22 protein-coding genes are annotated in these 26139 nt (G+C 63.7%); 8 read left to right on the top strand and 14 right to left on the bottom strand.

Annotated elements, in window-relative coordinates; all coding sequences use genetic code 11:
- Window positions 1–9: 9 nt before the first annotated feature.
- The 6 genes from V5734_RS01620 to cysQ all read right to left on the bottom strand — a co-directional run bounded on the left by V5734_RS01620 (window position 10) and on the right by cysQ (window position 6665).
- Complete coding sequence (locus V5734_RS01620; RefSeq protein WP_347313701.1) at window positions 10–1689, bottom strand: beta-1,6-N-acetylglucosaminyltransferase; 1680 nt, start codon at window positions 1687–1689, stop codon at window positions 10–12.
- A gap of 20 nt (window positions 1690–1709) precedes the next feature.
- On the bottom strand, window positions 1710–2720 hold the full coding sequence (locus V5734_RS01615; RefSeq protein ID WP_347311789.1) for a glycosyltransferase family 2 protein: 1011 nt from the start codon (window positions 2718–2720) through the stop codon (window positions 1710–1712).
- 220 nt (window positions 2721–2940) lie between these two features.
- Window positions 2941–3927 (bottom strand): UDP-glucose 4-epimerase GalE, encoded by a 987-nt coding sequence (gene galE / locus V5734_RS01610; RefSeq protein WP_347311788.1) that lies wholly within the window; start codon window positions 3925–3927, stop codon window positions 2941–2943.
- 6 nt (window positions 3928–3933) lie between these two features.
- Window positions 3934–4827, bottom strand: a complete 894-nt coding sequence (gene galU, locus V5734_RS01605; RefSeq protein WP_347311787.1) for a UTP--glucose-1-phosphate uridylyltransferase GalU — start codon at window positions 4825–4827, stop codon at window positions 3934–3936.
- A gap of 243 nt (window positions 4828–5070) precedes the next feature.
- Window positions 5071–5871 (bottom strand): 3-deoxy-manno-octulosonate cytidylyltransferase, encoded by an 801-nt coding sequence (locus V5734_RS01600; RefSeq protein ID WP_347311786.1) that lies wholly within the window; start codon window positions 5869–5871, stop codon window positions 5071–5073.
- Window positions 5868–6665 (bottom strand): 3'(2'),5'-bisphosphate nucleotidase CysQ, encoded by a 798-nt coding sequence (gene cysQ, locus V5734_RS01595; protein WP_347311785.1) that lies wholly within the window; start codon window positions 6663–6665, stop codon window positions 5868–5870. Before cysQ ends, V5734_RS01600 begins: the two co-directional genes overlap by 4 nt.
- Before the next feature lie 134 nt (window positions 6666–6799).
- Here cysQ and V5734_RS01590 point away from each other — a divergent pair, with 134 nt between their 5' ends.
- Entirely contained in the window at window positions 6800–7621 is an 822-nt protein-coding gene (locus V5734_RS01590) for an ABC transporter permease (RefSeq protein WP_347311784.1), read from the top strand.
- Window positions 7622–7653: 32 nt separating this feature from the next.
- On the opposite strand, the gene V5734_RS01585 is transcribed toward V5734_RS01590, so the two are convergent.
- The gene (locus tag V5734_RS01585) at window positions 7654–8244 is read right to left on the bottom strand and encodes an alpha-ketoglutarate-dependent dioxygenase AlkB family protein (protein WP_347313700.1); all 591 of its coding nucleotides are present in this window, start codon (window positions 8242–8244) and stop codon (window positions 7654–7656) included.
- A 221-nt stretch (window positions 8245–8465) separates the two neighbouring features.
- On the opposite strand from V5734_RS01585, the gene dnaK reads away from it, so the two are divergent.
- From dnaK to radC, 3 genes are all read left to right on the top strand, one after another.
- Window positions 8466–10385, top strand: a complete 1920-nt coding sequence (gene dnaK / locus V5734_RS01580; RefSeq protein ID WP_347311783.1) for a molecular chaperone DnaK — start codon at window positions 8466–8468, stop codon at window positions 10383–10385.
- Window positions 10386–10456: 71 nt separating this feature from the next.
- On the top strand, window positions 10457–11611 hold the full coding sequence (gene dnaJ, locus V5734_RS01575; RefSeq protein WP_347311782.1) for a molecular chaperone DnaJ: 1155 nt from the start codon (window positions 10457–10459) through the stop codon (window positions 11609–11611).
- 141 nt (window positions 11612–11752) lie between these two features.
- Complete coding sequence (gene radC / locus V5734_RS01570) at window positions 11753–12514, top strand: RadC family protein (RefSeq protein ID WP_347311781.1); 762 nt, start codon at window positions 11753–11755, stop codon at window positions 12512–12514.
- Between the two features lie 93 nt (window positions 12515–12607).
- On the opposite strand, the gene V5734_RS01565 is transcribed toward radC, so the two are convergent.
- Entirely contained in the window at window positions 12608–13735 is a 1128-nt protein-coding gene (locus tag V5734_RS01565) for a hypothetical protein (RefSeq protein WP_347311780.1), read from the bottom strand.
- A gap of 223 nt (window positions 13736–13958) precedes the next feature.
- On the bottom strand, window positions 13959–16649 hold the full coding sequence (gene secA / locus V5734_RS01560) for a preprotein translocase subunit SecA (protein ID WP_347311779.1): 2691 nt from the start codon (window positions 16647–16649) through the stop codon (window positions 13959–13961).
- A gap of 187 nt (window positions 16650–16836) precedes the next feature.
- On the opposite strand from secA, the gene V5734_RS01555 reads away from it, so the two are divergent.
- The 4 genes from V5734_RS01555 (at window position 16837) to V5734_RS01540 (ending at window position 19839) form a co-directional block, all read left to right on the top strand.
- A complete protein-coding gene (locus V5734_RS01555) occupies window positions 16837–17679 on the top strand; it encodes a peptidylprolyl isomerase (protein WP_347311778.1) in 843 nt (280 codons plus the stop codon).
- A 30-nt stretch (window positions 17680–17709) separates the two neighbouring features.
- Window positions 17710–19131, top strand: a complete 1422-nt coding sequence (argJ, locus tag V5734_RS01550; protein ID WP_347311777.1) for a bifunctional glutamate N-acetyltransferase/amino-acid acetyltransferase ArgJ — start codon at window positions 17710–17712, stop codon at window positions 19129–19131.
- Window positions 19128–19526: an 8-oxo-dGTP diphosphatase MutT gene (gene mutT, locus V5734_RS01545; RefSeq protein WP_347311776.1), complete on the top strand. Its 399-nt coding sequence runs from the start codon at window positions 19128–19130 to the stop codon at window positions 19524–19526. Before argJ ends, mutT begins: the two co-directional genes overlap by 4 nt.
- Before the next feature lie 175 nt (window positions 19527–19701).
- Window positions 19702–19839: a hypothetical protein gene (locus V5734_RS01540; RefSeq protein ID WP_347311775.1), complete on the top strand. Its 138-nt coding sequence runs from the start codon at window positions 19702–19704 to the stop codon at window positions 19837–19839.
- 57 nt (window positions 19840–19896) lie between these two features.
- On the opposite strand, the gene infB is transcribed toward V5734_RS01540, so the two are convergent.
- From infB to V5734_RS01515, 5 genes are all read right to left on the bottom strand, one after another.
- The gene (gene infB, locus V5734_RS01535; RefSeq protein WP_347311774.1) at window positions 19897–22431 is read right to left on the bottom strand and encodes a translation initiation factor IF-2; all 2535 of its coding nucleotides are present in this window, start codon (window positions 22429–22431) and stop codon (window positions 19897–19899) included.
- Window positions 22428–23057, bottom strand: coding sequence for an RNA-binding protein (locus V5734_RS01530; protein ID WP_347311773.1), 630 nt, complete (start codon window positions 23055–23057; stop codon window positions 22428–22430). The genes infB and V5734_RS01530 overlap by 4 nt, the downstream gene beginning before the upstream one ends.
- Before the next feature lie 23 nt (window positions 23058–23080).
- The gene (gene nusA / locus V5734_RS01525) at window positions 23081–24691 is read right to left on the bottom strand and encodes a transcription termination factor NusA (RefSeq protein WP_347311772.1); all 1611 of its coding nucleotides are present in this window, start codon (window positions 24689–24691) and stop codon (window positions 23081–23083) included.
- Entirely contained in the window at window positions 24692–25261 is a 570-nt protein-coding gene (gene rimP / locus V5734_RS01520; protein WP_347311771.1) for a ribosome maturation factor RimP, read from the bottom strand. It abuts the gene before it with no gap.
- A gap of 173 nt (window positions 25262–25434) precedes the next feature.
- A complete protein-coding gene (locus V5734_RS01515; RefSeq protein ID WP_347311770.1) occupies window positions 25435–26067 on the bottom strand; it encodes a CDGSH iron-sulfur domain-containing protein in 633 nt (210 codons plus the stop codon).
- Between the last annotated feature and the right edge of the window lie 72 nt (window positions 26068–26139).

Below are 26139 nucleotides of genomic sequence, written 5' to 3'. Positions count from 1 at the left end.
AATCACCACCTAACGAACCAGAAAGGGCCGACCATGATCAGCCGCCGAAGGGCGCGGATCGTCGCCAACGGAGAAATCGCCCATCAGCGTCGGCTGCATCCCCTGATTCTTGAGGTTTTGAAGAAACTGGCCAAACCCGGTCAGATCGACCATCTTCGGCGCTTCGGCGACCTGACGCAGCGCGCGGGGCCGGATCTCATCGACGATGCTCTGAAGCGATTCCATCGGATTCTCGATGAACTCTGCCATCGTCCAGATCCGCACCCGCGCCTTCACGAACATGGTTCGCAGGATCGCCAGATGCTGGGTCTCGATCTTTTGCAGCCGCGCGGCCTCTTTGCGGATGTCGGAGAAGTTCATGTTGGACCGCAAGAGCGGCACCGCCCAGGTGCCCGAGATCACCGAGATCTGCGCGTTCGGGTCGGTCGCCATGAACCAGTTGCAATCCTGATTGTCGCGCGGGCTGAACTGGAAGCACTGGCGCTCGCCCCGGGTGTTCCAGATCAGGTTGGTCAGGAAGGATCGCGGGTTGTAATCGCGCAAAGCGGCGCTGTCGCAGAGCGCGCCGTTGAAGACCGTCTCTCCTCCGGCGAATTCCGCACGTCCGGGGCCGAAAATATGGCCATGCACCCGGCCGCCGATCGACTTTGACAGCCAGATGTCGAAATTCGCGAAGAGGTCGGAAAAGCCGTGAAAGACCGAATAGGGCGCGCTGGTCTTGCCGTTTTCGTGGTCCTTGCGCGGAAACCGGCTTTGCATGTAAAGCCCGGCGCGGCCGCGTGTGCGCCGCTCCACCGCCTTGGCGAAGAGCCGGTCGATCTTGCCCGGGTTGGGCTCCGCCCGCGCGGCCTGTTCCGCGGCGGGGGCAAGGAAGGTGCGGTAGAGCCGGTCGGCATGCGGCCAGATCTTGCGCGCGACGAAGCAGTCCGACCGGCGCAGAAGCTGAAGGTGGTCGTCGTAGAACGTATGTGGTTTGCCTTGCACGTCGAACTTCGACAGGGTCAGCGACCGGCTCTCGATCCGGGTGGAATAGAGCCTTGAGAGCGTCTGGAAATAGCTTTCATCCGGGATCCAGACCATCCTGAAATAGCGGTCGTGCAGCTGCCGGTCGGCGTCTTCGAGGATCGCGGACAGGGTCTGCCGGGTCAGGCACCACCACTGGCTGCCAAGATGCGGCACGATCCCCTTCGGAACGCGCCGCTTCACCCGAAGCCGCCGCTGGATCTTGACGTAGGCATCGAAGAGCGGCCGCTGCTTGCGCCAGGAAAACGGAAACCGCAGCGTGAATCGCTCGGAATCGAACCCGCCGATGGTCCAGCTCACATCGGACGTGGTGACGCTTTCGATGAAGTCGGTGTTGGGCCGTTCGTCGAGGTAGTCTATCAACTCCTCCACCGGGCGGAGCGGGAGACACGAACCGGACGCAAGGTAGACATGGCGCACGCGCGGATGGCGGGCCAGCATCTGCGTCGCCGCCGCTTGCGTGGCGGCGACCAGCGACCAGGTGCCCCATTCGCAGGCATAGCGGCGGGAAAAACTCACGATCTCCAGATCGGCGAGCGCATCGACAAGGCCATGATACTTCACCGGGCTCACGCGCCGGTCGACATGGATCACGATCGGGCAGCCCGCCTCGGCCCAGAACCGCGCCACCTGCGCGGCCCGGTCGAGCGCGGTGTGACACATCATGATGAAGCCGAGTGTCGAGGTCACGCCCAGTTTCCCTTCGACATCATCCCGAGAATCTCGAGTTGCCGCCAGTTGATGTATTTCTCGGACCACTTGCACCACAGGACCGGGTCGTCCTTCAGCGTCTCGGAATAGGCTATGTATTCGCGGCTGTCGGCGAAATGCTCTCGCCGGTTCAGCTCTTCGGCGACCTTGTCCTTGAAGGTCGACAGAAACTTCGCATGCAGAAGGCAACCGGAGGCCCTCTCTCCCCCCCATTCGTCATAGGTCAGGTTGAGCCCGCGCGGCAGCAGCATGTGGGTCGAACTCGCAAAGCAGTAAGACCAGTGCCACTTCACCAGCGGAATCTTGTTCAGCGACGGCGCGTCTTTCGGCGTGTCGGCGAACATCGTCCGCGCCCTTGGTCCGCCCTGGATCCACAGGTTCCCGAAGGTCGGGTTCTTGGCGATCGCGTAGTTCCCGCTGTCGAAATAGCCCGCGGTCTCGAACGGGTTCTTGCCTTCGCGGTAAGGCTCCGCGTCGATCGCCCCCTTGGGATACATGTCGACAACCATCGCGGGGAACGCGCGGACCGAATAGGTGTCGAGCCAGTCGGTCAGCGCCCGGATCGGCCGCGTGTCGCAGAACGGGTAGATAAAGAACTCGTCAACATCGACGGCGAGGATCCAGTGCCCCCGGCCGTGGCGCATCAAGAGCCAGTTGATCCAGTCCGCACCGTAGCGCGACCCCCGGTAGCTCGCCGCAGTCGTCCATAGCGACACGTCCCGCTGCGCCGCGAGATAGTCACGCGATCCGTCGTCCGATCCGTTGTCGACCATCAGGAAGTGGTTGATGCCAAGATCGCGGTAGTAGCGCAGGAAGTAGGGCAGGCGGACACGTTCGTTGCGCAGCACCGCCACCAGCAGGATATCGTCCGCACCGAGGTCGGCTGTCCGGTCAGCGACGGTCGACAGCTCCCGCCGCTTGCGAAACGCCCGGACCCGCAGACGCTTGCGCCGAAGCCGCAGGCGGTATCTGTCCCAAAGGCCCATTCGCATCCTTCGTTTCCGGCCCTTTCGGGACCGTCCCTAACCGACACGGCTTAAGACGAGGTTGCGCTAACCAAGCCAGAACGCGAGTAGGCGCGCCGGGCGTGTGACCTGCCTCAATCCTTGTTGCCGGGTGAGGATACAGAGCGCCCCGTTTCACGTAAACTGGATAGTCGACTGCGGTTCACATCGGAAAGCAGGGTGATTCCGGCAGGTTACAGGTCTACTTTTCGAAGTGGCCCGACTGGTGCCATCGCCAGGCATCGGCAATCATCTGCGCCATATGCGAGCGGTCGGGCTGCCATCCCAGGTCGCGCCGTGCGCGTTCGCTCCCGGAAACGAGGCTCACGGCGTCGCCTGCGCGCCGCTCGCCGAAGATCACCGGCACGTCGCGGTTGGTCACGACGCGCGACTGGTCGATGACCTCGCGGACGGAAAAGCCCCGGCCGGTGCCGAGACAGAAGACGCGGGAACCCTGCCCGGCCTCCAGCCATTTCAGCCCGGCGACATGGGCATCGACAAGGTCCATCACGTGAACATAGTCGCGGACACAGGTGCCGTCGCGGGTCGGATAATCGGTTCCGAACACGGTCAGCGCCGGCCGCTTGCCGTCGATCGCGTCCAGCATCAGCGGAATCAGATGGGTCTCCGGCCGATGGAACTCCCCGACCTCGCCCTCGGAATCCGCGCCCGCGACGTTGAAATACCGGAAGATGACCGAGTTCAACCCGTGGCTTGCACCGAAATCGCCGAGCATCTGTTCGATGGCCAGCTTGGACTTGCCGTAGGCATTGAGCGGATGCTGCGGAGAGTCTTCGTCAAGCACAACGCCGTCCTGGTCGCCGTATGTAGCGCAGGTGGAAGAGAAGACGAAATCCTTGCAGCCGGCCGCAACCGAAGCCTCGATCAGGTTGAGCGCGCCAAGCACGTTGACGCGCCAATAGGTGCCCGGATCGCGCATGGCGTCGCCAACGAGGCTGATCGCCGCGAAATGCATGACAGCGATGGGCCGCCAGCGGGCGAAGACCTCATCAATCCGTTCACGGTCGGCCAGATCGCCTTCCTCGAACGGGCCGAACCGCACGGCATCGCGCCAACCGGTCGCCAGGTTGTCGAAGGTCACCGGAGTATAGCCGGCTGCTTTCAGGGCCTTGCAGGCGTGCGAACCGATGTAACCGGCACCGCCCGTCACCAGAACGTGCTTGGTCATTCGCTCTTACTCGGCCGCCTTCTGCATTGCCGTCATACCGACGAGGAACTGCTTGAACTCGTCGTGCAGCTCTTCGCGCGCCAGGCCGAAGGCCACGGTCGCCTGAAGGAACCCCGCTTTCGAGCCGCAGTCGAACCGCTGGCCGCGGAAGCGGTAGCCGTAAACGTTGCCGGACTTCTTGATCTCGTCGGCGATCGCATCCGTCAGCTGGATCTCGCCGCCCGCGCCGGACTTCATGCGGTTGAGGTTCTGCATGATCTTCGGCGTCAGGATATAGCGCCCGATAACCGCAAGGCTCGATGGCGCTTCGTCCGGCTTCGGTTTTTCAACCATGCCCTTGACCGAAACCATCGACCCCATGTCGTCCTTGATGTCCAGCACCCCATAGGCCGAAGCTTTTTCGGGCGGTACTTCCATCGCGGCGACCATGTTGCCGCCAACCTCGGCATGGGCTTCGACCATCTGCTGAAGGCAAGGCTTTTCGGCCGCGATCACGTCGTCGGGCAGGATAACGGCGAAAGGTTCATTCCCGATCAGGCGGCGGGCGCACCAGACCGCATGGCCAAGGCCCAGCGCCTTGTGCTGGCGGATATAGGCGATCGCGCCGGATTCCATGTTGGTGTCCTTGAGCGCTTCCAGCAACTCTTCCTTGCCGGCCTTGCGCAGGTTCGCCTCAAGCTCGTGCGCGTGGTCGAAATAGTCCTCAAGCGCGCCCTTGCCGCGCGAGGTCACGAAGATGAATTCCTTGATGCCAGCGGCGCGCGCCTCGTCGATGGCGTATTGGATGAGGGGGCGGTCGACCAGCGTCATGATCTCTTTCGGGATCGACTTCGTTGCCGGCAGGAAGCGGGTCCCAAGACCTGCAACAGGGAACACCGCCTTCGTCACCTTACGCTTCATGAAATCACCATCCCGTTCCGTTCGGCCAGTATCTACCGGTTTGCCGTTCCCAAGCCACAGATTATCCGGCCCGCGCTATATAGGACAACCATATGACAGTTTAACGGCCTGTTATGGTAGAAAAATGCCAAAAATTGAGTCCGTTTGGCAACGATACGCGCAGGTGCCGCCATATTGTAGTCAGGTTTTCCCGAAGCCCTTACGAATCTTGGCTGAAACCCCAAACCGGCTGCGGCGCGCCCGTCAGGCCATCGCCATTGTTTCCAGCATCGCCTCAATTCGCGACACATCCTCGGGATTGTTCAGCTCCCAGAACTGCCGCCCGCGCGCTTCCACCTCGACACAGAGGACCGGGCGCTCCCGCTCGAGGAATCGCAACTGCTCCAACCCCTCCAGAAGTTCGAGCGGCCCGGCCTCCCAGCGCGGATAGGCCGCGAGGGCGGATGGGCGGTAGGCGTAGACGCCGACATGGTGAAAGACAGGCGTCATCTCGTCGTCCGCGTAGCGCTGTCCGGTATAGGGGATCACCTCTTTCGAGAAGTAGAGCGCCTTGTGATCGCGCCCGAAGACCGCCGTCGTGCCGCCGACACGTCCCTCGCGGCGGTCCTGAAGAAAGCCGTTCAGCGCGGCACCGTCACAGCGCAGGACGGGCGTTGCCACCTCCGCGACCGGATCGGCGCGCAGCCCCTCGACAAGAGATTCGACGAACCAATGCGGTGTCAGCGGCGCGTCGCCCTGGAGGTTTACGACGATCTCGAACCCGCCGCCCAGCCGGTCATAGGCTTCGGCGCAGCGCTCGGTCCCGTTGCGGCAGGTATCGGAAGTCATCACGACCTCGGCGCCGAAGCCCTCCGAAACGTCGCGTATGCGGTCGTCGTCGGTTGCCACGACAACGCGGTCGACCCCGCCGACCTGCATCGCCGCCTCCCAGCTGCGTTGGATCAGGGTGCGGGCCTGCCCGTCGGCGCCGCGCAGCTCCACCAATGGTTTTCCGGGGTAGCGCGACGACGCGTAGCGCGCCGGAATGACGATCAGAACGCTCATTCCTTCACCAGAAGAACGCCCGGCGCATAGGCGATGAAGAAGGGATTGGCGAAGCCCGGTTTTCCATAGGTGAAGGGCGTGTGGTCGTCGAAGTTCACGACCTCGCCCCCCGCCGCGCGCAGCACCGCGTCACCGGCCGCCGTATCCCATTCCATCGTCCGGCCGAGACGTGGGTAAAGATCGGCCTCTCCGGTCGCGACAAGGCAGAATTTCAGGCTCGATCCCGCGCTCGTCATGTCGCGGACGGCGTAGCGGGCGATATAGTCGTCGGTCGCCTGATCGCGGTGCGATTTCGACGCCACCACCATGAGCCCCCGGTTGTCCGGCACCGAGACGCTGATCGGCTTCTGGGCGCCGGGCCGGTCCTTGTCGAACGGGCCGTCCTCCTCGACCGCGCGGCCATCGGCGAGCGTGTAGAACAGCCGCCCCTTCGCGGGCGCATAGACGACCCCACGCGAGGGTACGCCCTCTTCGACGTAGGCGATGTTCACGGTGAAATCGCCGCGCCGCTTGACGAATTCCTTGGTCCCGTCGAGGGGATCGACAATCAGGAAGGTGGAGACAACCTGCGCATGGCTCGCCGCCTGCTCCTCGGTCACGAGCGCCACTTGCGGAAACGCCTCGGCGAGCCCTTCGGAGATGAGGGCGTCCGCAGCCTCGTCCGCCTCGGTCACCGGGCTGTCGTCGGACTTCGACCGCACCTCGAAATCCGGCGCGTTATAGACCTCCATGATCCGGTCTCCGGCCTCCAGCGCCAGGCGGCGCATGACATGGGTCAGGTGATCGAAATCCACGGCAGGTCTCCTCGTTGCGCCCGAGTTGATCGGCGGGGCGGTTAACCTTATGATCGCCCGCTAAGGGAACGGCAAGATTTCCCGGCCAAAAAAGGGCAACGAGGCACAGCAGCACCAGCGGAAGCGACAACGTCATGTTCAGGGTCGAAACCCGCACTTCCGGACTGAACTCATCTCTGGTGATTCTGGAACTGATCTATCACAGCACGGTTCGCTCCATCCGGCGCGGGCACCGCAACGCGTTGGTCGGCCTGCTCTACAATATCCTGCAAACGGTGATCTTCATCGGCGTCTTCTACGTCATGTTCACCATCCTCGGACTGCGGGGCAATTCGATCCGGGGGGATTTCATCGTCTACATCATGTCGGGCATCTTTCTCTTCATGACCAACACCAAGTCGATGTCGGCCGTGGTCCGCTCGGAAGGTCCGACCTCGGCCATGATGCTGCATGCACCGATGAATACCGCGATCGCCATCGGATCATCGGCACTCGCCGCGCTTTACACGCAACTCCTGTCGATGATCGTAGTGCTCGGCGTATACCACATGGCCTTCGAACCGGTTCATATCGACGACCCGGTCGGCGCGATGGGCATGTTCCTCCTCGCCTGGCTCAACGGCGTCGGCGTCGGCATGCTGGTTCTGGCCATCAAGCCGTGGTGGCCGGGCTTCGCCAATGTCGCGCAGACGATCTATTCTCGCGCCAACATGATTGCCTCGGGAAAGATGTTCGTCGCCAATACCCTCAATTACACGATGCTGAAAATGTTCGACTGGAACCCGCTGTTCCATATCATCGACCAGGCGCGCGGATATGCGTTCATCAACTATAACCCGCACAATTCGAATCTGACCTATCCGATCTACGTCACCCTCGCGCTGATCATGATCGGCCTGATCGGTGAGTTCCACGCACGGAAGAATGCGTCGATTAGCTGGACGGCCGGTCGCTGAGGGGGGCGGCACCGGGCCGGCGCTGAAAGTGCCTAATCGACAACCCGCAGCGTCAGGTTGATCCGCCCGCCCTTCGGCAGGAGAGTCGACGTGCCCGCCGCTATCCGGTCGACCCCGTGATGGGCAAGGCGCGCCGCGCCACCGAGGATCAGGACGTCGCCCGACCGCAGCCAGACGCTTTCCGTCGGTCCGCCGCGTTCGGTGCCGCCGATGCGGAACCGCGCGTCGTCGCCAAGACTGACCGACAGGACCGGCCAGCCGAAATCGGCCTCGTCCCGATCCTGGTGGAGACCCATCTTCGCGTTCTCGCCATAGTAATTCACCAGACAGCAGTCGGGGTCGCGCGCCCGGCTCACCAAACGGTGCCAGATCGCCAAAACACGCTCCGGGATCGGCGGCCACTGCGTCCCGGCGGGATGCCGCTCGGCATAGCGGTATCCCTTGCGGTCCGAATACCATCCGTATTTGCCGGCAGAAGTCATCCGCACCGACATCGGCTTGCCCCACGGCGTGAGCGGAGAAAAGAGCGGCGCGGCGGCGACGACAGCGCGGATGTCTTCCACGATCGCCGCCTGCTCACGCACATCCAGATAGCCGGAATGGAGCGCGGCGCCACCGATCATCGCCGACGGCGCCGGGTTCGGAAGCGGGTCGGAACAATCTTTGCGGTTTTCCACGGAACTACCCTGTTTTTCACCGTCCAAGGGCGCTTGCAGCGTCCCTGACCCCTCCTTATATACCCCACGAAGCCGGTCGGGGATGACCCGGCTGAAATCTTGGGATCGGGGCCAGGGGCCGCAATCGGGTCTGACCCCAGAACATCGCCGAAGGAAAGGTTTAACACATGGCTAAAGTCATCGGTATCGACCTCGGGACCACGAACTCCTGCGTCGCCATCATGGACGGGTCGCAGCCGCGCGTCATCGAGAACTCGGAAGGGGCCCGCACGACGCCCTCCGTCGTCGGTTTCACCGACAGCGAGCGTCTGGTCGGCCAGCCCGCCAAGCGCCAGGCGGTCACCAACCCCACCAACACCGTCTTCGCGGTCAAGCGCCTGATCGGGCGCCGGATGACCGACGCGGAAGTCGAGAAGGACAAGAAACTTGTCCCCTACTCCATCGTCAACGGCGGCAACGGCGATGCCTGGGTCGAGGTGAAGGGCGAGAAGTATTCGCCCGCGCAGATCTCCGCCGTGATCCTGCAGAAGATGAAGGAAACCGCCGAGAGCTATCTCGGGGAATCGGTGACGCAGGCCGTCATCACGGTTCCGGCCTATTTCAACGACGCCCAGCGTCAGGCGACGAAGGACGCCGGCAAGATCGCCGGCCTCGAAGTGCTGCGGATCATCAACGAACCGACGGCCGCCGCGCTCGCCTACGGCCTCGACAAGAAGGAAACCAAGACGATCGCGGTCTATGACCTCGGCGGCGGCACCTTCGACATCACCATCCTTGAGATCGACGACGGCCTCTTCGAGGTGAAGTCGACGAACGGCGACACGTTCCTTGGCGGTGAAGACTTCGACATGCGCATCGTGAACTACCTCGCGGAGGAGTTCAAAAAGGAGCATGGTGTCGACCTGACCGGCGACAAGATGGCGCTCCAGCGCCTGAAGGAAGCGGCTGAAAAGGCGAAGATCGAACTCAGCTCCAGCCAGCAGACCGAGATCAACCAGCCGTTCATCTCGATGGACAAGAACACCGGCACGCCGCTCCACATGGTCATGAAACTGACCCGCGCGAAGCTCGAAAGCCTGGTCAACGACCTCATCAAGAAGTCGATGAAACCCTGCGAAGCCGCGCTGAAGGATGCGGGCCTGTCGAAGGGCGATATCGACGAGGTGGTTCTGGTCGGGGGCATGACCCGGATGCCGAAAGTCATCCAGGAAGTGACCGCGTTCTTCGGAAAGGAACCCCACAAGGGCGTGAACCCGGACGAGGTCGTCGCGCTCGGCGCCGCCATTCAGGCTGGCGTTCTGCAAGGTGACGTGAAGGATGTCGTCCTTCTCGACGTGACGCCGCTTTCGCTCGGTATCGAGACGCTTGGGGGTGTCTTCACCCGCCTGATCGACCGCAACACGACGATTCCGACCAAGAAGTCCCAGATCTTCTCGACCGCCGAGGACAACCAGAACGCGGTGACGATCCGGGTCTTCCAGGGCGAGCGCGAAATGGCCGCGGACAACAAGCTGCTCGGCCAGTTCAACCTCGAGGAAATCCCGCCCGCGCCGCGCGGCATGCCGCAGATCGAGGTCACCTTCGACATCGACGCCAACGGCATCGTCAGCGTCAACGCCAAGGACAAGGGCACCGGCAAGACCCAGCAGATCACGATCCAGGCCTCGGGCGGTCTCTCCGACGAGGACATCGAGAAGATGGTCAGGGACGCCGAGGCCAATGCCGAAGGGGACAAGAAGCGCAAGGAGCTGGTGGAAGCCAAGAACCAGGCCGAAAGCCTGATCCACTCGACCAAGAAGGCGCTCGAAGAGCATGGCGACAAGGTCGACGGCTCTACCGTCGAGGCGATCGAACTCGCGATCGGCGCGCTGGAAGAGACGCTGAAGTCCGAAGATGCCGGCAAGATCAAGGGCGGCATCCAGAACGTGACCGACGCGGCGATGAAGCTCGGCGAGGCGATCTACAAGGCCAGCCAGGCAGAAGGCGCTGCTTCGGAAGAAGCTGACGAAGACGGCCCGCGCGGCGTAGATGACGACATCGTGGACGCTGACTTCGAAGACCTCGGCGATGACAAGAAGCGCAATTGACGCGACCGGAACCACGCGGGCCGGCCTGACGGCAGTCGGGCCGGCCCACGCGTTCCCCGAGAGGGCGAAGAATGGCGAAACGCGATTTCTACGAGGTTCTGGGTGTCTCGCGCGGCGCTTCCGCCGATGAGATCAAGAAGGCCTACCGCAGCAAGGCCAAAGAACTCCACCCCGACCGCAACAAGGACAAACCCGAGGCCGAGGCCCAGTTCAAGGAAGTGAACGAGGCCTACGAGATCTTGAAGGACGAAACGAAGAAGGCCGCTTATGACCGCTTCGGTCACGCGGCGTTCGAGGGTGGGATGGGCGGCGGCCCGCGTGGCGGGCCGCAAGGCGCTTACGGCCAGGGTGACTTTGCCTCGGCCTTCTCCGACGTGTTCGAGGACCTCTTCGGCGATTTCATGGGCGGTCGCGGCGGCGGCGGCGGTCGGCAGCGCGCCCAGCGCGGCTCCGATCTGCGCTACAACATGCGCGTGACGCTCGAGGAAGCGTTCAAAGGCGCCCAGAAGTCGATCACCGTGCCGACATCGGTGGCCTGCACAGCCTGCAACGGCACCGGGGCCGAAGGCGGGGCCGAGCCCCAGACCTGTCCGACCTGTTCGGGCATGGGCAAGGTCCGCGCGCAACAGGGCTTCTTTACGGTGGAACGCACTTGCCCGACCTGCGCCGGTCTCGGCCAGACGATCAAGAACCCCTGCAAGACCTGCCACGGCGCCGGCCGGACGGAAAAGGAACGGCAACTCTCCGTCAATATCCCCGCCGGGGTAGAGACGGGAACCCGCATCCGCCTTGCCGGCGAGGGCGAGGCCGGCATGCGCGGTGGGCCGTCAGGCGATCTCTACATCTTCATCGAAGTCCGCGAACATGCGCTCTTCCAGCGCGACGGGGTGAACCTCTATTGCCGCGTTCCCGTGGCGATGACCACCGCGACACTCGGCGGCGAGGTCGAAGTACCGACCATCGACGGCGGCCGCAGCCGCGTGAAGATCCCGGCCGGCGCCCAGACCGGCAAACAGATGCGGCTTCGCGGCAAGGGCATGCCCGCCCTTCGGGGCGGAGGCACCGGCGACATGCTGATCGAGATGGCGGTCGAGACACCGGTAAACCTGACCAGCAAACAGAAGGAACTTCTGCGCGAGTTCGAGCGGCTCAGCGAAGACAACAACCCCGAAGGCTCTTCGTTCTTCTCGAAGGTCCGGAACTTCTGGGACGGCATGAAGGGGTGACGCGGAGCAGGAAACGCTCCGATGGAGCGTTTCCCCGCCGAACGCCCTCCGCTGCCCATGACGGGCCGTTCATATGGCGGTTCTCGCCCCCACGGCAGCCCTGTTAACAATTCCTTCACGATGTCACGCGAGCCTATGGTCATGGAACCGACTCGCGCCTTTCACGAAGCTCCGCTGCCGCTCTTCACGGGCGACGAAGCGCCGGAGGTGGCGATCGCGCCCGGTCGTCTGCCCTCATACATCAAGGATCACCGGCAACGGCTCCGGGCCCGGTTCATGGACGGTGGCGCCGTCGCGATGCCGGATTATGAGCTTCTCGAACTTGTTCTCTTCCGTGCCATCCCGCGCCAGGATGTAAAACCGCTCGCGCGGCGGCTTCTCGACGCGTTCGGAGACTTCAATCGGGTCTTGTCCGCTCCCGCGCACCGGCTGACCGAGGTGCAAGGTGTCGGCGACGCCGTGGTGCAGGAACTGAAGATCGTCGAGGCCGCCGCCCACCGGCTTGCGCGGGCAAAGGTCATGCACCGCGCGGTTCTGTCATCTTGGGACCAGCTTCTCGACTATTGCCGCACCTCGATGGCGCATCGTGAGATCGAGCAGTTCCGCGTCCTCTATCTCGACCGCAAGAACGTGCTCATCGCCGATGAGGAACAGGCGCGCGGCACCGTCGATCACGTCCCGGTCTATCCGCGCGAAGTGGTCAAACGCGCGCTCGAGCACAATGCGAGCGCGCTTATCCTCGTCCATAACCACCCGTCGGGCGATCCGACCCCGTCGGAGGCCGACATCACCGTCACCGGCCAGATTCAGGACGCGGCAAAGGTGATGGGGATCGTGGTCCACGACCACCTGATCATCGGCAAGTCATGCGAGTTGAGCTTCCGCGCGGAAGGCTATCTTTGACGCGCTTCGGGCCTTGTCCGATCCGAAGAACTGACACCTTCCCTGGGCTCGCGGCCGCCCTCAAGCCACCTGAAAAGCCAACGGTTGGGCCGTTTACTTCCCGCCCTGTGCGACCGCGACCGGCAAGTCGGCGACGGGGCCCAGGCTCAGCATCAGGAAATCGCCGACCGCATCGCAGCCGGGCATCTCGAAACTCAGCGGCTCGATCTCGGCCGGAGAGCCCGCCGCCATCCGCAGCGCCTCACCGTCCAGCGCGCGGCCGCAGGTCGCTGCACTCACCTCAGCCTCGACCACGATGTCGTCAACTCGCGTCGCCACCGGCGCCGTGTAGACCTCGGCGAGCATCGGGTGATCGACCGAAGGATCGCCGAGCAGGGTCAGGAACCCGCCGTCGGACGTCGCCCTGTCGCGCGGCTGGCTATCGGAAACGTGGCCAGGCATGCCGAACGCGGCGCCATTCTCGAATGCACTGAGGTGAAAACCCTCGACGCCCTGCCACTGGATCGCAACACGGTTCAGCGCGTCGAGACCCATGACCTCATGGGTGGCGCTCATCACCTCGTCGGCGCCGATGTGAAGATCGACCCGCGCCTCTGCGGCGAGCGCCGGCAACATGAGGTCGAGATCACCGGCCTTGTCCGTCGCCGTGGCGAAGATCAGGCCGGAATGGCTGATCACAACACGCTCATTGGGAAAACACGGGGCTGAAAGCGTCACACGCAGCATCGCCCGTGCGGACGTATCGAGCGACAGCCTGTTGTCGGCGCAGGCGATCCCGAAGACGCTATAGGTCGCATCGGCTGCCGTCTTCGGCCGCACATAGCCCCGGTCGAGTCCTTCGACCCGAGCGGCGAGCAGCGTACCGGCAACGAGTGGCTTCGGTTCTGCGGAGGGCAGGTCCGGCAGACCGGGAACCGACCGCAGGGCCGCCACCTCGACGATCGCATCGGGCGTTTCCGGCTCCGGCACGGCGGCAGGCGCGGCTGCGATGATCGGGGGTGAAGCAACCGCCGGATCGGGATCCGTGACGGCCGGCGCCGCGTTCGGGGCAGGAGCAAGCACCGCGGCAGTCGCCTCGACACGCGCCAGCACCGGCTGTTCGGGAGTGTCACCGCCGCGCAATCTGGCGCTGATCGTATCGCCGTTCTGCATCACGTGGCCGGTCGCCGCCGCGAGAAAGAAGGTCGTGCCAACGGTGATCGCCCTGCGCTTGATCTGCATGATCCACTCCACATTCGTCCCGCTCCACGGCTAATGCTGGAACGCGGCATGGGCATGGCCTGACTTTGGCAATCGGCGGCGTATCCTGCCTAGACAAGCTCACAGGATATTGCGAAGCAGCGCTGCCACCGGGCCAAATCATGAAAGAGGCGGGCGACCTGCCGGTGCGCCCGCCACATTTCCGCCACAACCTTGCCGGGCGCGATCTAGTCGCCCGCCCGACTCAGGCGAGTTTTCCGTGACAATGCTTGAACTTTTCGCCCGACCCGCAAGGGCAGGGATCGTTGCGCCCCGGATTGCCCCATGTCGTCGGATCCGTTTCGTCGAACCCTTGGATCAACGGTGTCACTGCCGTCGCGACGGAGGCGACCGGCGCGTTCAGTGCGGCCCGCCGCTCCTCCATCTGCTGGAACAGGGCCTGCTGCTCCTCCTCCGTCATCGGACGGACCTGGGCGAGCTTCTGCGTCACGTCTTCCCTGAGACCATCCAGAAGATGCTCGAACAGGGTGAATGCCTCGGTCTTGTATTCCGACAGCGGGTCGCGCTGGGCATAGCCGCGGAACCCGACGACGGAGCGCAGATGCTCCAGCGTCACCAGATGCTCGCGCCATTTCGAGTCGATCGTTTGCAGCAGGAACTGCTTCTCGATCTGCCGCATCGTGTCGGCACCGAAGGCTTCGGCCTTCTTCGCCATGAATTCTTCGGACGCCGCATAGAGCCGTTCGCGCATCTCGTCCTGATCGACGCCATCCTCTTTCGCCCAGGCTATGACCGGCACGTCGAGCAGCAGCTTTTCCAGCATCGCTGCATATAGGCCTTCCGCGTTCCACTGGTCGGCATAGGTCTTCGGCGGCAAGTATTGGTCGACAAGGTCGTCGATGACCTGATGGCGCATGTCCTGGACGATCTCCTCGAGATCCTCCGCCTCCATGATCTCCAGCCGCTGGCTGAAGATGACCTTGCGCTGGTCGTTCATCACGTCGTCGAACTTCAGGAGCTGCTTGCGCATGTCGAAGTTGCGGCCCTCGACCTTGGCCTGCGCGCGTTCCAGCGACTTGTTCACCCAAGGATGGATGATCGCCTCGCCTTCCTTCATGCCGAGTGTCGAGAGTACCTTGTCCAGCTTCTCCGATCCGAAGATCCGCATCAGGTCGTCTTCGAGGCTGAGGTAGAACGACGACCGGCCCGGGTCGCCCTGCCGGCCGGAACGGCCGCGCAGCTGGTTGTCGATCCGCCGGCTTTCGTGCCGCTCGGAGGCGAGGACAAATAGGCCGCCAGCCTCCAGCACCTTTGCCTTTTCCTCGGCGTGCTCCGCCTCGATCCGGGCGCGGACTTCGTCGGGATGCGCCCCGGGATCGGCAGCCAGTGCCTCCATCACCTTCATCTCGACGTTGCCGCCCAGCTGGATGTCGGTACCGCGGCCGGCCATGTTCGTGGCGATGGTGACGGCGCCGATCTTGCCGGCATCGGCGACGATCTTCGCCTCTTGCTCATGCTGGCGGGCGTTGAGGACGTTGTGCGGGATGCCTTCCTTCTTCAGCATCTCGGACAGCATTTCCGACTTCTCGATGGAGGTCGTGCCGACAAGGATCGGCTGACCCTTTTCGTGCGCCTTCTGGATGCGCTTCAGCACCGCCTCGTATTTCTCGCGCTGGGTGCGGTAGACCTGATCGTGGTCGTCCTTCCGGGCGATGGGCTTGTTCGTCGGCACCTCGACGACGCCCAGACGGTAGATGTCCATGAATTCCTCGGCCTCGGTCGCGGCTGTACCAGTCATCCCGGCGAGCTTTTCGTAAAGGCGGAAGTAGTTCTGGAACGTGACGGAAGCGAGCGTGACGTTCTCCGGCTGGATCTGGACGCCTTCCTTGGCCTCGATCGCCTGATGGAGCCCGTCCGACAACCGCCGGCCCGGCATCATCCGACCGGTGAATTCGTCGATCAGGACGATTTCGCCATTGCGAACGATATAGTGCTGGTCCTTCTGGAAAAGCTTGTGGGCACGCAGGGCCTGCGTGACGTGATGGACGATGGTCGTCGATTCCGGATCGTAGAGCGTCTGCCCCTCGGGAAGCACTCCTGCCGACCAGAGGCGTTGTTCCACAAACTCGTTACCGGCTTCGGTAAATGTGGCGTTGCGCTGCTTTTCGTCCAGCTTGAAATGCTCTTCCGTCAAGTCGGGAATGAACTTGTCGAGCGTGACGTAAAGCTCAGAACGGTCCTGGCTCGGCCCGGAGATGATCAGCGGCGTCCGCGCCTCGTCGATCAGAATGCTGTCCACCTCGTCGACGATCGCGAAGGCATGGTCGCGCTGCATCATGTCGTCGATGGTCGCACGCATATTGTCGCGGAGATAATCGAAGCCCAGTTCGTTGTTCGTCGCATAGGTGATGTCGGCCCGGTAGGCCGCGCGCTTTTCCTCGGCGTCCTGGAACGGGTAGACCACGCCGGTCGCGAGGCCGAGCGCGCCGTAAACCTTGCTCATCCATTCCGCGTCGCGCTTGGCGAGGTAGTCGTTCACCGTGACGATATGAACACCGTTGCCGGAGAGCGCGTTCAGATAGGCCGGGAAGGTCGCGACCAGGGTCTTGCCCTCGCCGGTCTTCATCTCGGCGATATTGCCCTGATGAAGGAAGATCCCGCCCAAGAGCTGCACGTCGAAGGCGCGAAGGCCGAGTGCCCGTTTTGCGGCCTCGCGGCAATTGGCGAAGGCTTCGGGAAGGATTGCGTCGAGGCTTTCACCATTCGCTACGCGCGCCTTCAGCGCCTCGGTCCGTTCCTTGATCCCCTGGTCGGTCAGTGCCTGGAACTCCGGTTCCAGTGCGTTGATCTTTTCCACCAGCGGGCGGACCGACTTGACCTTGCGGTCGTTCGGCGTGCCGAAGACCTTCTTGGCGATTGTTCCGAGGCCCAGCATTTTCTCTCCGCGCGGGTTCGACTGACGTCCCTGTGAAAAACGCGGCCTTGCCGCTGCTCTCCGCTATGCCTAGAACGGCTGCGAAACAAGGTTCGGCTTGGCCTCCACGAGACCCATCGCGATGTAAGGGGCTGCCGTCCGATAGTCAACGCCGTGCCCTGTCGCGGCCTTTACGGGAGTTGTCGCTATGCTGAAATCCGCCTTTATCGGCGCCGCCGCCCTGGCCATCGCGGTCGCCGGACCGGCCCGTGCCGCCGATCCGACGGCGGATACGGTCGTTGCGACGGTCAACGGGACTGATATCACGCTCGGCCACATGATCGCGATGCGTGACAGCCTTCCGGCGCAGTACCTCCAGCTCGACGACCAAACGCTTTTCGACGGTATTCTCGACCAGATTATCCAGCAGGTGGCATTGTCGGAGGAGATCGAGGGTAATCTGAGCAAACGCAACAACCTGACGCTCGACAACCAGAGACGCGGCTACCTCGCCGGCGTCGTCCTCGATGACACCGCAAAAGCCGCCGTCACCGACGAGGCGATCGCGGCGCTGTTCAATGAGCGGTACTCCGCGGCCGAGCCGGGCAAGGAATATAACGCCGCCCACATCCTCGTCGAAACCGAAGACGAAGCGAAGGCGCTGAAGATCGAGGTCGACGGTGGCGCCGATTTCGCCGCGCTCGCCAAGGAGAAGTCCACCGGCCCATCCGGACCGAACGGGGGGGACCTCGGTTGGTTCGGGATCGGCATGATGGTCAAGCCGTTCGAGGATGCGGTGGTCAAGATGGAGCCGGGCCAGGTTTCAGATCCGGTCCAGACCCAGTTCGGCTGGCATCTGATCAAACTCAACGAGGTCCGCAGCGCCGCCGCGCCGAAGATCGAGGACGTGCGCGATGAGCTCGCCGGAGAACTGCAAGGCGATGCCGTCGAAGCGAAAGTGACGGAGCTGACCGACGCCGCAAAGGTTGAGAAGATGGTTGACGGAATCGACCCCGCCATTCTCAAGAATTCCTCGTTGATCGACAACTGACATATCCCCCGCCCGGAGGAGGAACGGCCCATGGCAAAGCAGAAGACGGACTGGAAGGACGAGGCCAAGAAGCTGAAGGTGAAGGTCAAGAAGCTTCGCAAGAAGCTTGAAGAAGACGTTCTTCCGGTAGTCGAGGAGCGGGTGGAGGCTGTCGTTGACGCCGTGGGCGAGGCCGCCGAAAAGGTTACCGCCGAGGCCAAGAAGAAGCTGAATCCGGTCTCTCCGCTTGCTCCCAAGGGCGGTTTCCCGTCATTGCCCGGGATTGCTGGCGCCGAGTTTGCCGCGATCGAGGCTGGCGTCCGCTATGCCGGACGCAAGGACGTGATGCTCGTGCGCCTGGCACCCGGAACCGCCATAGCGGGCGCCTTCACAACCTCCGCCACCCGCGCGGCCTGTGTGCTTGACTGCGAGGCGAAGCTGAAGGCGAAGGTCGGCCCGAAGGACGGTGCAGCGATCGTGGTCAACTCCGGCAATGCCAACGCCTTCACCGGCAAACTCGGGAAAGAGGCCGTCGACGCTGTGACCGCCAGTGCCGCCGAAGCTCTGGGCATTCCTGTGTCGCGGGTCTTTTCATCCTCCACCGGCGTGATCGGGGAGCCTTTTCCGCATGACAAGATCACCGCGAAAATGGGCGCGTTGAAGACCGCCCTTTCGGAAGATGCAATCGAGATGGCGGCCCGCGCGATCATGACCACCGATACCTTCCCGAAAGGGGCCGAGGCCGAGGTCGCGGGCGATGGCGGGACGATCCGCATCGCAGGCATCGCCAAGGGGTCGGGCATGATCGCGCCGGACATGGCGACGATGTTGGTCTACGTCTTCACCGACGCGGCCATCGCGCCCGCAGCGCTGCAGAAGATCGTCTCGCGGCAGGTCGGCGATACCTTCAACGCGATCACCGTGGACAGTGACACATCGACCTCCGACGCCCTGATCGTTGCGGCAACCGGCCAGTCCAAGGCGGCGCCCATCGCCGATCTGCGCGGCAAGGTCGCGAAGGAGTTCGAGGCGGCCATGCGCGGCGTGATGATGGATCTTGCGCATCAGGTCGTCCGCGACGGCGAAGGGGCGACGAAGTTCGTCGAGGTCCGCGTCGAGGGCGCCAGCGATGCGTCCGATGCGCGCCGCGCGGCGATGGCCATCGCCAATTCCCCGCTGGTCAAGACCGCCATCGCCGGGGAGGACCCGAACTGGGGCCGCATCGTCATGGCCGTCGGCAAATCCGGCGCGAAAGCCGACCGCGACGCCATGTCGATCCGGTTCGGAGACCTGACTCTGGCCGAGAACGGCTGGCGGAGCCCATCCTACAGCGAGGAAGCGGCAGCGGCCTACATGAAGAACGATGAGTTGAAGATCACCGTCGATCTCGGCGTCGGCAAGGCCGCGACGAGCGTCTGGACCTGCGACCTCACGCATCGCTACATCGACATCAACGCTGACTACCGGTCTTGAAAACCCTCCTCGTCTCTGCCGTCGCACTCATCGACCCCGACGGGCGTGTCCTTCTCGCCCGGCGGCCCGAGGGCAAGTCGCTCGCGGGCCTGTGGGAATTCCCCGGCGGCAAGGTTGAGCCGGGGGAGACACCGGAAGCCGCACTGATCCGCGAACTGCACGAGGAGTTGGGGATCGACACCTGGAAAAGCTGCCTCGCCCCGCTGACCTTCGCCAGCCACACCTATGACGACTTTCATCTTCTGATGCCGCTTTTTGCGTGCAGGCGGTGGCAGGGCGTGCCGCGGGCGCGGGAGGGACAGGAGCTTGCCTGGGTGCGCGCGAAGGATCTGCGGGACTATCCGATGCCTCCGGCCGATGTGCCGCTGATTCCCATTTTGCGTGATTGGTTGTAGACAAGTCAAATAAAACAACTAAAGGTTGCAGCAACTAATGGCCGGATTTGACGCCGGCTGTAATTATTGTTTCCAAACGGGTCTAGCTATGGCAACTTTCGAATGTGTCTATTTGCCGTCTGTTAAAGATTGCCAACTAGAGTCCAAGCAGCCCGCCGTTGGGGGAGTTTAAGCGATGCTGCGCACCATCACTCTTGGAAGCTGTGTCTCCGTTCAGGGCACGTTCGAACGTCAGCTCGATAACGGAATGATACTCGTCCGCGTGGGAAAGCTCTTGTTCGAAGGGTATCCCGTCGTGAAGAAGGCCGCCTGAGGTTCAGGCGGCCTTTTTTGTCGGATACGAAGCGCGGGGCGCGAAGGCGCCCCGTTTTCATGCCAGCTGGCGCTCGACTTCCTCACGCTCGAAGATCTCGATGACGTCGCCAGGGCGGATGTCCTCGTAGTTCTCGAACGCCATGCCGCATTCCTGGCCGGATTGGACCTCTTTGACTTCGTCCTTGAATCTCTTGAGGGTTTTCAACGTTCCCTCGTGGATCACGACGTTGTCACGCAACAGGCGAACACCGGCCGAGCGGCGGGCAACGCCCTCGGTGACGAGACAGCCCGCGACCTTGCCGACGCCGGAGACCTTGAAGACCTCTCTGATCTCGGCGTATCCGATGAAGTTCTCGCGCACCTCGGCCTTGAGAAGCCCCGACGCCGCCGCCTTCACATCGTCGACCAGATCGTAGATCACCGAGTAGTAGCGGATTTCCACACCCTTCTGGTTCGCGGCAGCCCGTGCCGGCGCATTGGCACGGACGTTGAAACCGATGACCGGCGATCCCGACGCCTCGGCAAGGCCGATATCGGATTCGGTAATCGCGCCGACCCCGTAATGCAGCACCCGGACGCGCACTTCGTCGTTTCCGATTTTTTCCATAGCCTGAACAATCGCCTCGGCGGAGCCCTGCACATCGGCCTTCACCACGATCGGCAGTTCGGCGATGTCCTTGTCTTCCTTGGCCTTGGCCATGAGCTGTTCCAGCGTCGTCGCGGCACCGGCGGCCGCGCGCTTGTCCTTCGCGGCCTTCTCGCGGTAGTCGGCGATCTCGCGCGCCTGCGCTTCGGTCTCGACGACGTTCAGGACGTCGCCCGCCTCGGGCGTGCCATTGAGGCCGAGAACCTCGACCGGGACCGACGGCCCGGCGTCGGGCACACGCTCGCCCTGGTCATTGATCAGCGCGCGCACCTTGCCCCACTGTTCGCCAACGACGAAGATATCGCCCTGGCGAAGCGTGCCGTTCTGGACGAGAACCGTCGCGACCGGACCCCGGCCCACGTCGAGCTTGGCTTCGATCACGGCGCCCATGGCGGCACGGTTCGGGTTGGCCTTGAGTTCGAGGATCTCTGCCTGAAGCGCGATGGCTTCCAGAAGATTGTCGAGCCCCTTGCCGGTCGTCGCCGACACTTCGACATCCTGCACATCGCCCGACATCGCCTCGACCACGACTTCGTGCTGCAGAAGATCGGTTCGGACCTTCTGCGGATTTGCGGTCGGCTTGTCGCACTTGTTGATTGCGACGATCATCGGAACGCCGGCGGCCTTCGCGTGATTGATCGCCTCGACCGTCTGCGGCATGACCGCATCGTCGGCGGCAACGACGAGGACCACGATATCCGTGACCTGCGCGCCGCGGGCCCGCATCGAGGTGAAGGCGGCGTGGCCCGGCGTGTCGAGGAAGGTCAGAACCGCCCCGGATTCCGTCGTCACCTGATAGGCGCCGATATGCTGCGTGATGCCACCCGCTTCACCGGACACGACGTTCGTCTTGCGGATCGCATCGAGAAGCGAGGTCTTGCCGTGGTCGACATGGCCCATGATCGTGATGATCGGCGGACGCGGCTGGAGGTCCTCGGCCTTGTCGTCGACCGTATCGATGACCTGTTCCACGTCGGAATCGGACACGCGGACAACCCGATGGCCGAACTCCTCGATGATCAGCTCTGCGGTATCGGCGTCGATGGTCTGGTTCATGCTGACCATCATGCCCATCTTCATGAGCGCCTTGACCACGTCGGCGGCACGCTCGGCCATGCGGTTGGCAAGCTCCTGCACGACGATCGTCTCGGGAAGTTGCACGTCGCGCACCAGCTTTTCGGCGCGGGCGTTGATGCCGAGCGCCTTTTGCCGCGCCCGCTCCTGCTTGCGCTTCATCGCGGCCATCGACCGCTGACGCCCGCCGCCGCCAGAAAGCGCCTCGCTCAGGGTCAGCTTGCCGGACCGGCGGCCCTCATCGCGGCTGCCTTTGCCGCTGCGATCACGCTCACCGCCCCGATCGTCACGCTCACGGTCGGTCTTGCGCGGCCCCGCAGTGGATACGCCCTTTGTCTCTGCGCGGGATGCGGCGGCCTCGGCCGCCGCCGGATCGACGGTGGCCGCAGCCGCGGGCGCGGCCGGCTTCTTGAAGTCTTCCTTGCGGGCAGCGCGCGCCTCGGCCTCTTCGGCGCGACGCGCGTCTTCCTCGGCCTTGGCCTTCAGCGCTTCCTCGCGCTCGCGGTCCTCGCGCTCCTTGGCCTCGATCTCGGCGCGGCGGCGCTCACGCTCTTCCTCGCGCTGACGCTCATCGGCGGCGCGTGCCTCGGCCTCTTCGGCCTCACGTGCCTTGGCGGCCTGCAACGCCTTCAGACGGCGTTCCATCTCGGCATCGGAAATCCCGGCCGGACGACGCGACGGATCGCCCCGGCTCGCAGAGCCGGCACCGCCCGTGGCGGCAGGCGCCCCACCGGGCTTCGGTACGACGACGCGCTTGCGTTTCGTCTCGACGACGACGCTTTTCGTGCGGCCATGGCTGAAGCTCTGCTTCACCTGGCCAGAACGCCCGCCACCAAGGCCGAGGGGTTTCTTACCGTCTGTATCGCTCATGCCGACTTCGTATCCTTCCCGGCGGACGTCCCGCCGTCATTCTTCCGCAAGCCCGTAAGCTTCGCAGCTTCCTCTACAACACGCTTGGAGAGTCCACCAGCCGCAAGCGCGCCATGTACCACACTATCTCGCCCAAAGGCCAGACCAAGCTCGGATGCCGTGAGACAACCGAACCAGCGCCCGCCTTCAGGGGTCCAGAGTTTGCCCTTGCCGCGCTCCGACCCGTCAGAGGCCTGGAACAGAACCTTCGCCTTTCCGTCGGCGAGCCAGCCCTTGACCTTCTCGAATCCGGCGACGGCAAGGCCCGCCTTGCGTGCAAGGGAAATAAGGTCGACAACCCGCCGCGCCAACCCCGCCTCGACAAGATCCGCAAGGGCGTCGGGCACCGTGACGGAGGTTTTCGCGGCTCTCGCGAAAAGCCCCTTCTTCGCCGCCTTCTCGATGGCGGCGCGGTCGGCCGTCACCCAGATGCCGCGCCCCGGTAGCTTCTCGGCCAGATCGGGAACGATCTGACCCTCGGGGCCGGCGACAAAGCGGACAAGCCCGGCCTTGGGCTGCACGTCACCCGTGACGATGCAGCGCCGCTCGGGCTCATCCCTGTCCTTGTCGCGTCCCCCTCGGGTCATATGCGCTCCCTCCGAGGCCCATATCAGGCCTCGGCCTCCTCGTCTTCGGCGCCCTCTTCGGCCTCTGCCTCAAGCTCTGCCGGATCGACCCAGCCGAGCTGGATCCGCGCAGTCATGACAAGATGCTGCGCCTCTTCGAGGCTCATGTCGAATTTCTCGAGGATACCATCATCCTTCACCCGCTCGCCGTTGACCGTGGTCCAGCCACCGGCCAGTTCCCAGTCCGCACAGGTCGCGAAATCTTCGAGCGTCTTGACGCCGTCTTGCGCCAGCGCCTCGAGCATCTGCGGGGTCAGGCCTTCGAAACCGACGAGGCTGTCCTCGATGCCCAGCGCCCGGGCGTTCTCCAGCGCCTTGCGGTTCTGCTCCTCGATCACGTCGCGGGCACGGGCCTGAAGCTCCGACGCCGTCGCATCGTCGACGCCCTCTATGCTCAGAAGCTCGTCAAGGTCCACATAGGCCACCTCTTCGAGGTTGGTGAAGCCTTCCGAGACCAGAAGCTGCGCGAAGAATTCGTCAAGGTCGAGCGCTTCCATGAAGAGCTTGGTGCGCTCGGCGAACTCGGCCTGGCGGCGCTGGCTCTCTTCCTCTTCGGTGAGGATGTCGATGTCGAGCCCGGTGAGCTGCGAGGCGAGCCGCACGTTCTGACCGCGCCGGCCGATGGCGAGCGAAAGCTGCTCGTCGGGCACCACGACCTCGATCTTGCCGGCTTCCTCGTCGATAACGACCTTGGAGACCTCGGCGGGCTGAAGCGCGTTCACGAGGAACGTCGCCTGATCCTCGTTCCACGGGATGATGTCGATCTTCTCGCCCTGAAGCTCGTTCACGACGGCCTGAACGCGGCTGCCGCGCATACCGACACAGGCGCCGACCGGGTCGATCGACCCGTCATAGGAGATGACGCCGATCTTGGCACGGCTGCCCGGATCGCGGGCCACGGCCTTGATCTCGATGATGCCGTCGTAGATCTCCGGCACTTCCATCTTGAAGAGTTCCGCCATGAACTGCGGATCGGTCCGGCTCAGGAAGACCTGCGGGCCGCGCGCCTCGCGGCGGACGTCCTTGATGTAGCAGCGGATGCGGTCGTTCGGGCGGTAGCTTTCACGGCCGATCTTCTCGTTCCGGCGCAGGATCGCCTCGCCACGGCCGATATCGACGATGATGTTGCCGTATTCCTCGCGCTTGACCACGCCGTTGATGATCGTGCCCTTGCGGTCCTTGAATTCCTCGAACTGGCGGTCGCGCTCTGCCTCGCGCACCTTTTGCAGGATCACCTGCTTGGCGGACTGCGCCGCGATCCGGCCAAGGTCGACCGGCGGAACCTCGTCCACGATCGTGTCGCCGACCTTCGGGTCGTCGAGATACTGCTTGGCCTGCGCGACCGTCAGCTCCGCCTGATAGTTCTCCAGAAGCTCGTCCTCGACCACCGTGCGCACGCGGGTGAAGGTCGCCTTGCCGGTCTTGCGGTCGATGGACACACGGATGTCCATTTCCGATCCGTAGCGCGACTTCGCGGCGCGGGCGAGGCTTTCCTCCATCGCCTCAATGACCAGCACCGGGTCGATCATCTTTTCCCGCGCAACGGCTTCAGCCGTCTGCAGAAGCTCAAGCTGGTTGGCAGAGGTAATCGCCATTCATTCCTCCTCGGAACTTTCTTCTTCGATATCGTCAAACGCGGCCTCGTCCACCGTGTCGGTGGCCTTCTTCTGCCGCAGCATTTCAGTGATCAGCTCGTCGGTGAGGACGAGTTTCGCATCGGCAAGCCAATCGAACTTGAGGCCAATGGTGCCTTCCTCGATCTCGATCAGCACCTCGTCGCCGTCGGTGCCGGCCAGCTTGCCCTTGAAGCGCTTGCGGCCGTCGATCATCTCCGAGGTCTCGATTTTCGCCTCGTAGCCTTCCCAGACGTCGAAATCCTTCAGCCGCGTCAGAGGCCGGTCGATCCCAGGCGACGAGACTTCGAGCGTATACTGATCCTCGATCGGGTCCTCCACATCGAGAACCGCCGAGACCGCGACCGAGATCCGTCCGCAATCATCCACGTCGATCCCGCCCTCGGGCCGGTCAGCCATGATCTGAAGGGTCTTGTAGACCCCGCCCATCAGACGGATGCGCACCAGTTCGAACCCCAGGCCTTCGATGGTCGGGGTCACGATCTCGGCCAGGCGCCGGTCGATGGCGGTTTTCGCGATCAGTTCAGTCATGCGTCCAAACAACAAAAAACGGGCCCAGCGGCCCGTCGATCTTTCCCGGTGGGCTGCGAGTTTGGACCCCGTAGCCGCGCTGTTGAGGCGGATATAGGCCAAGGCGGGCGAGTCTGCAAGCAGAAGAGTGCCGGGAAAGCCAATGCCGCCCGCCGCTCCGGCGGCGACTGCGATCAATCCCCGCTTTTCCATCCCTGATCGCGGTGCGTCCCGTCGCAATAGGGCTTGATCCCCGACTTGCCGCAGCGGCAGAGGACGTATTTCCGGGGCGTCGTCGCCTCTCCCGGATGCGGCACTGCCATGTCGGCGTCGTGGACCATGTAGGGCCCGTCGCGCATCACCTCGATCCGGGCCCGGTCGGCGACAAGATGGCTGACCCCGGCGCCCGAACGCAGACCCAGCGCGCCGGAGGGGCAATGGGCGATCACCTCCTCGATCTCGGCGCGGCTGCCTTTGTCCGGCTGGATCCACGGCCTTTCGGCGGAGTTGAAGGCATGCGGTGCGATCCGGGCGCATTCGGCGGCATGTGCGCAGACCAGGGGGTTGAATGTCACCGTGACCTCGGAACCTTCGTAGTCGATCACCCGGTTCCGCCCGGCGGGTGTGCCTGACGCACTGTCGAAGCCGTTGGTCTTGTGGCTGCCGTCGCAAAAGGGCTTGGACTTGCTGCCACCACACCGGCAGAGCGCCAGGACCGGCTTGACCGCAAGCGTCTGCCCGTCCGGACCCTTCAACGTATCGAGCCCCTTCACGACCAGCGGCCCGTTCTCGCGCGCCTCGATGGTGACCCTCGTGTCTTCGCTCATTGTGTCCTCGCGTTCCTGCACGGGGCGAAGCTTGGTCGGCTGGGCGGGGCCACGTCAACCGACAGATGCGTG

The organism is Defluviimonas sp. SAOS-178_SWC, assembly GCF_039830135.1.
Classification (GTDB): domain Bacteria; phylum Pseudomonadota; class Alphaproteobacteria; order Rhodobacterales; family Rhodobacteraceae; genus Albidovulum.
Note: the sequence above shows the minus strand (reverse complement) of the source record. Positions and strands in the feature narration are given on the sequence as shown.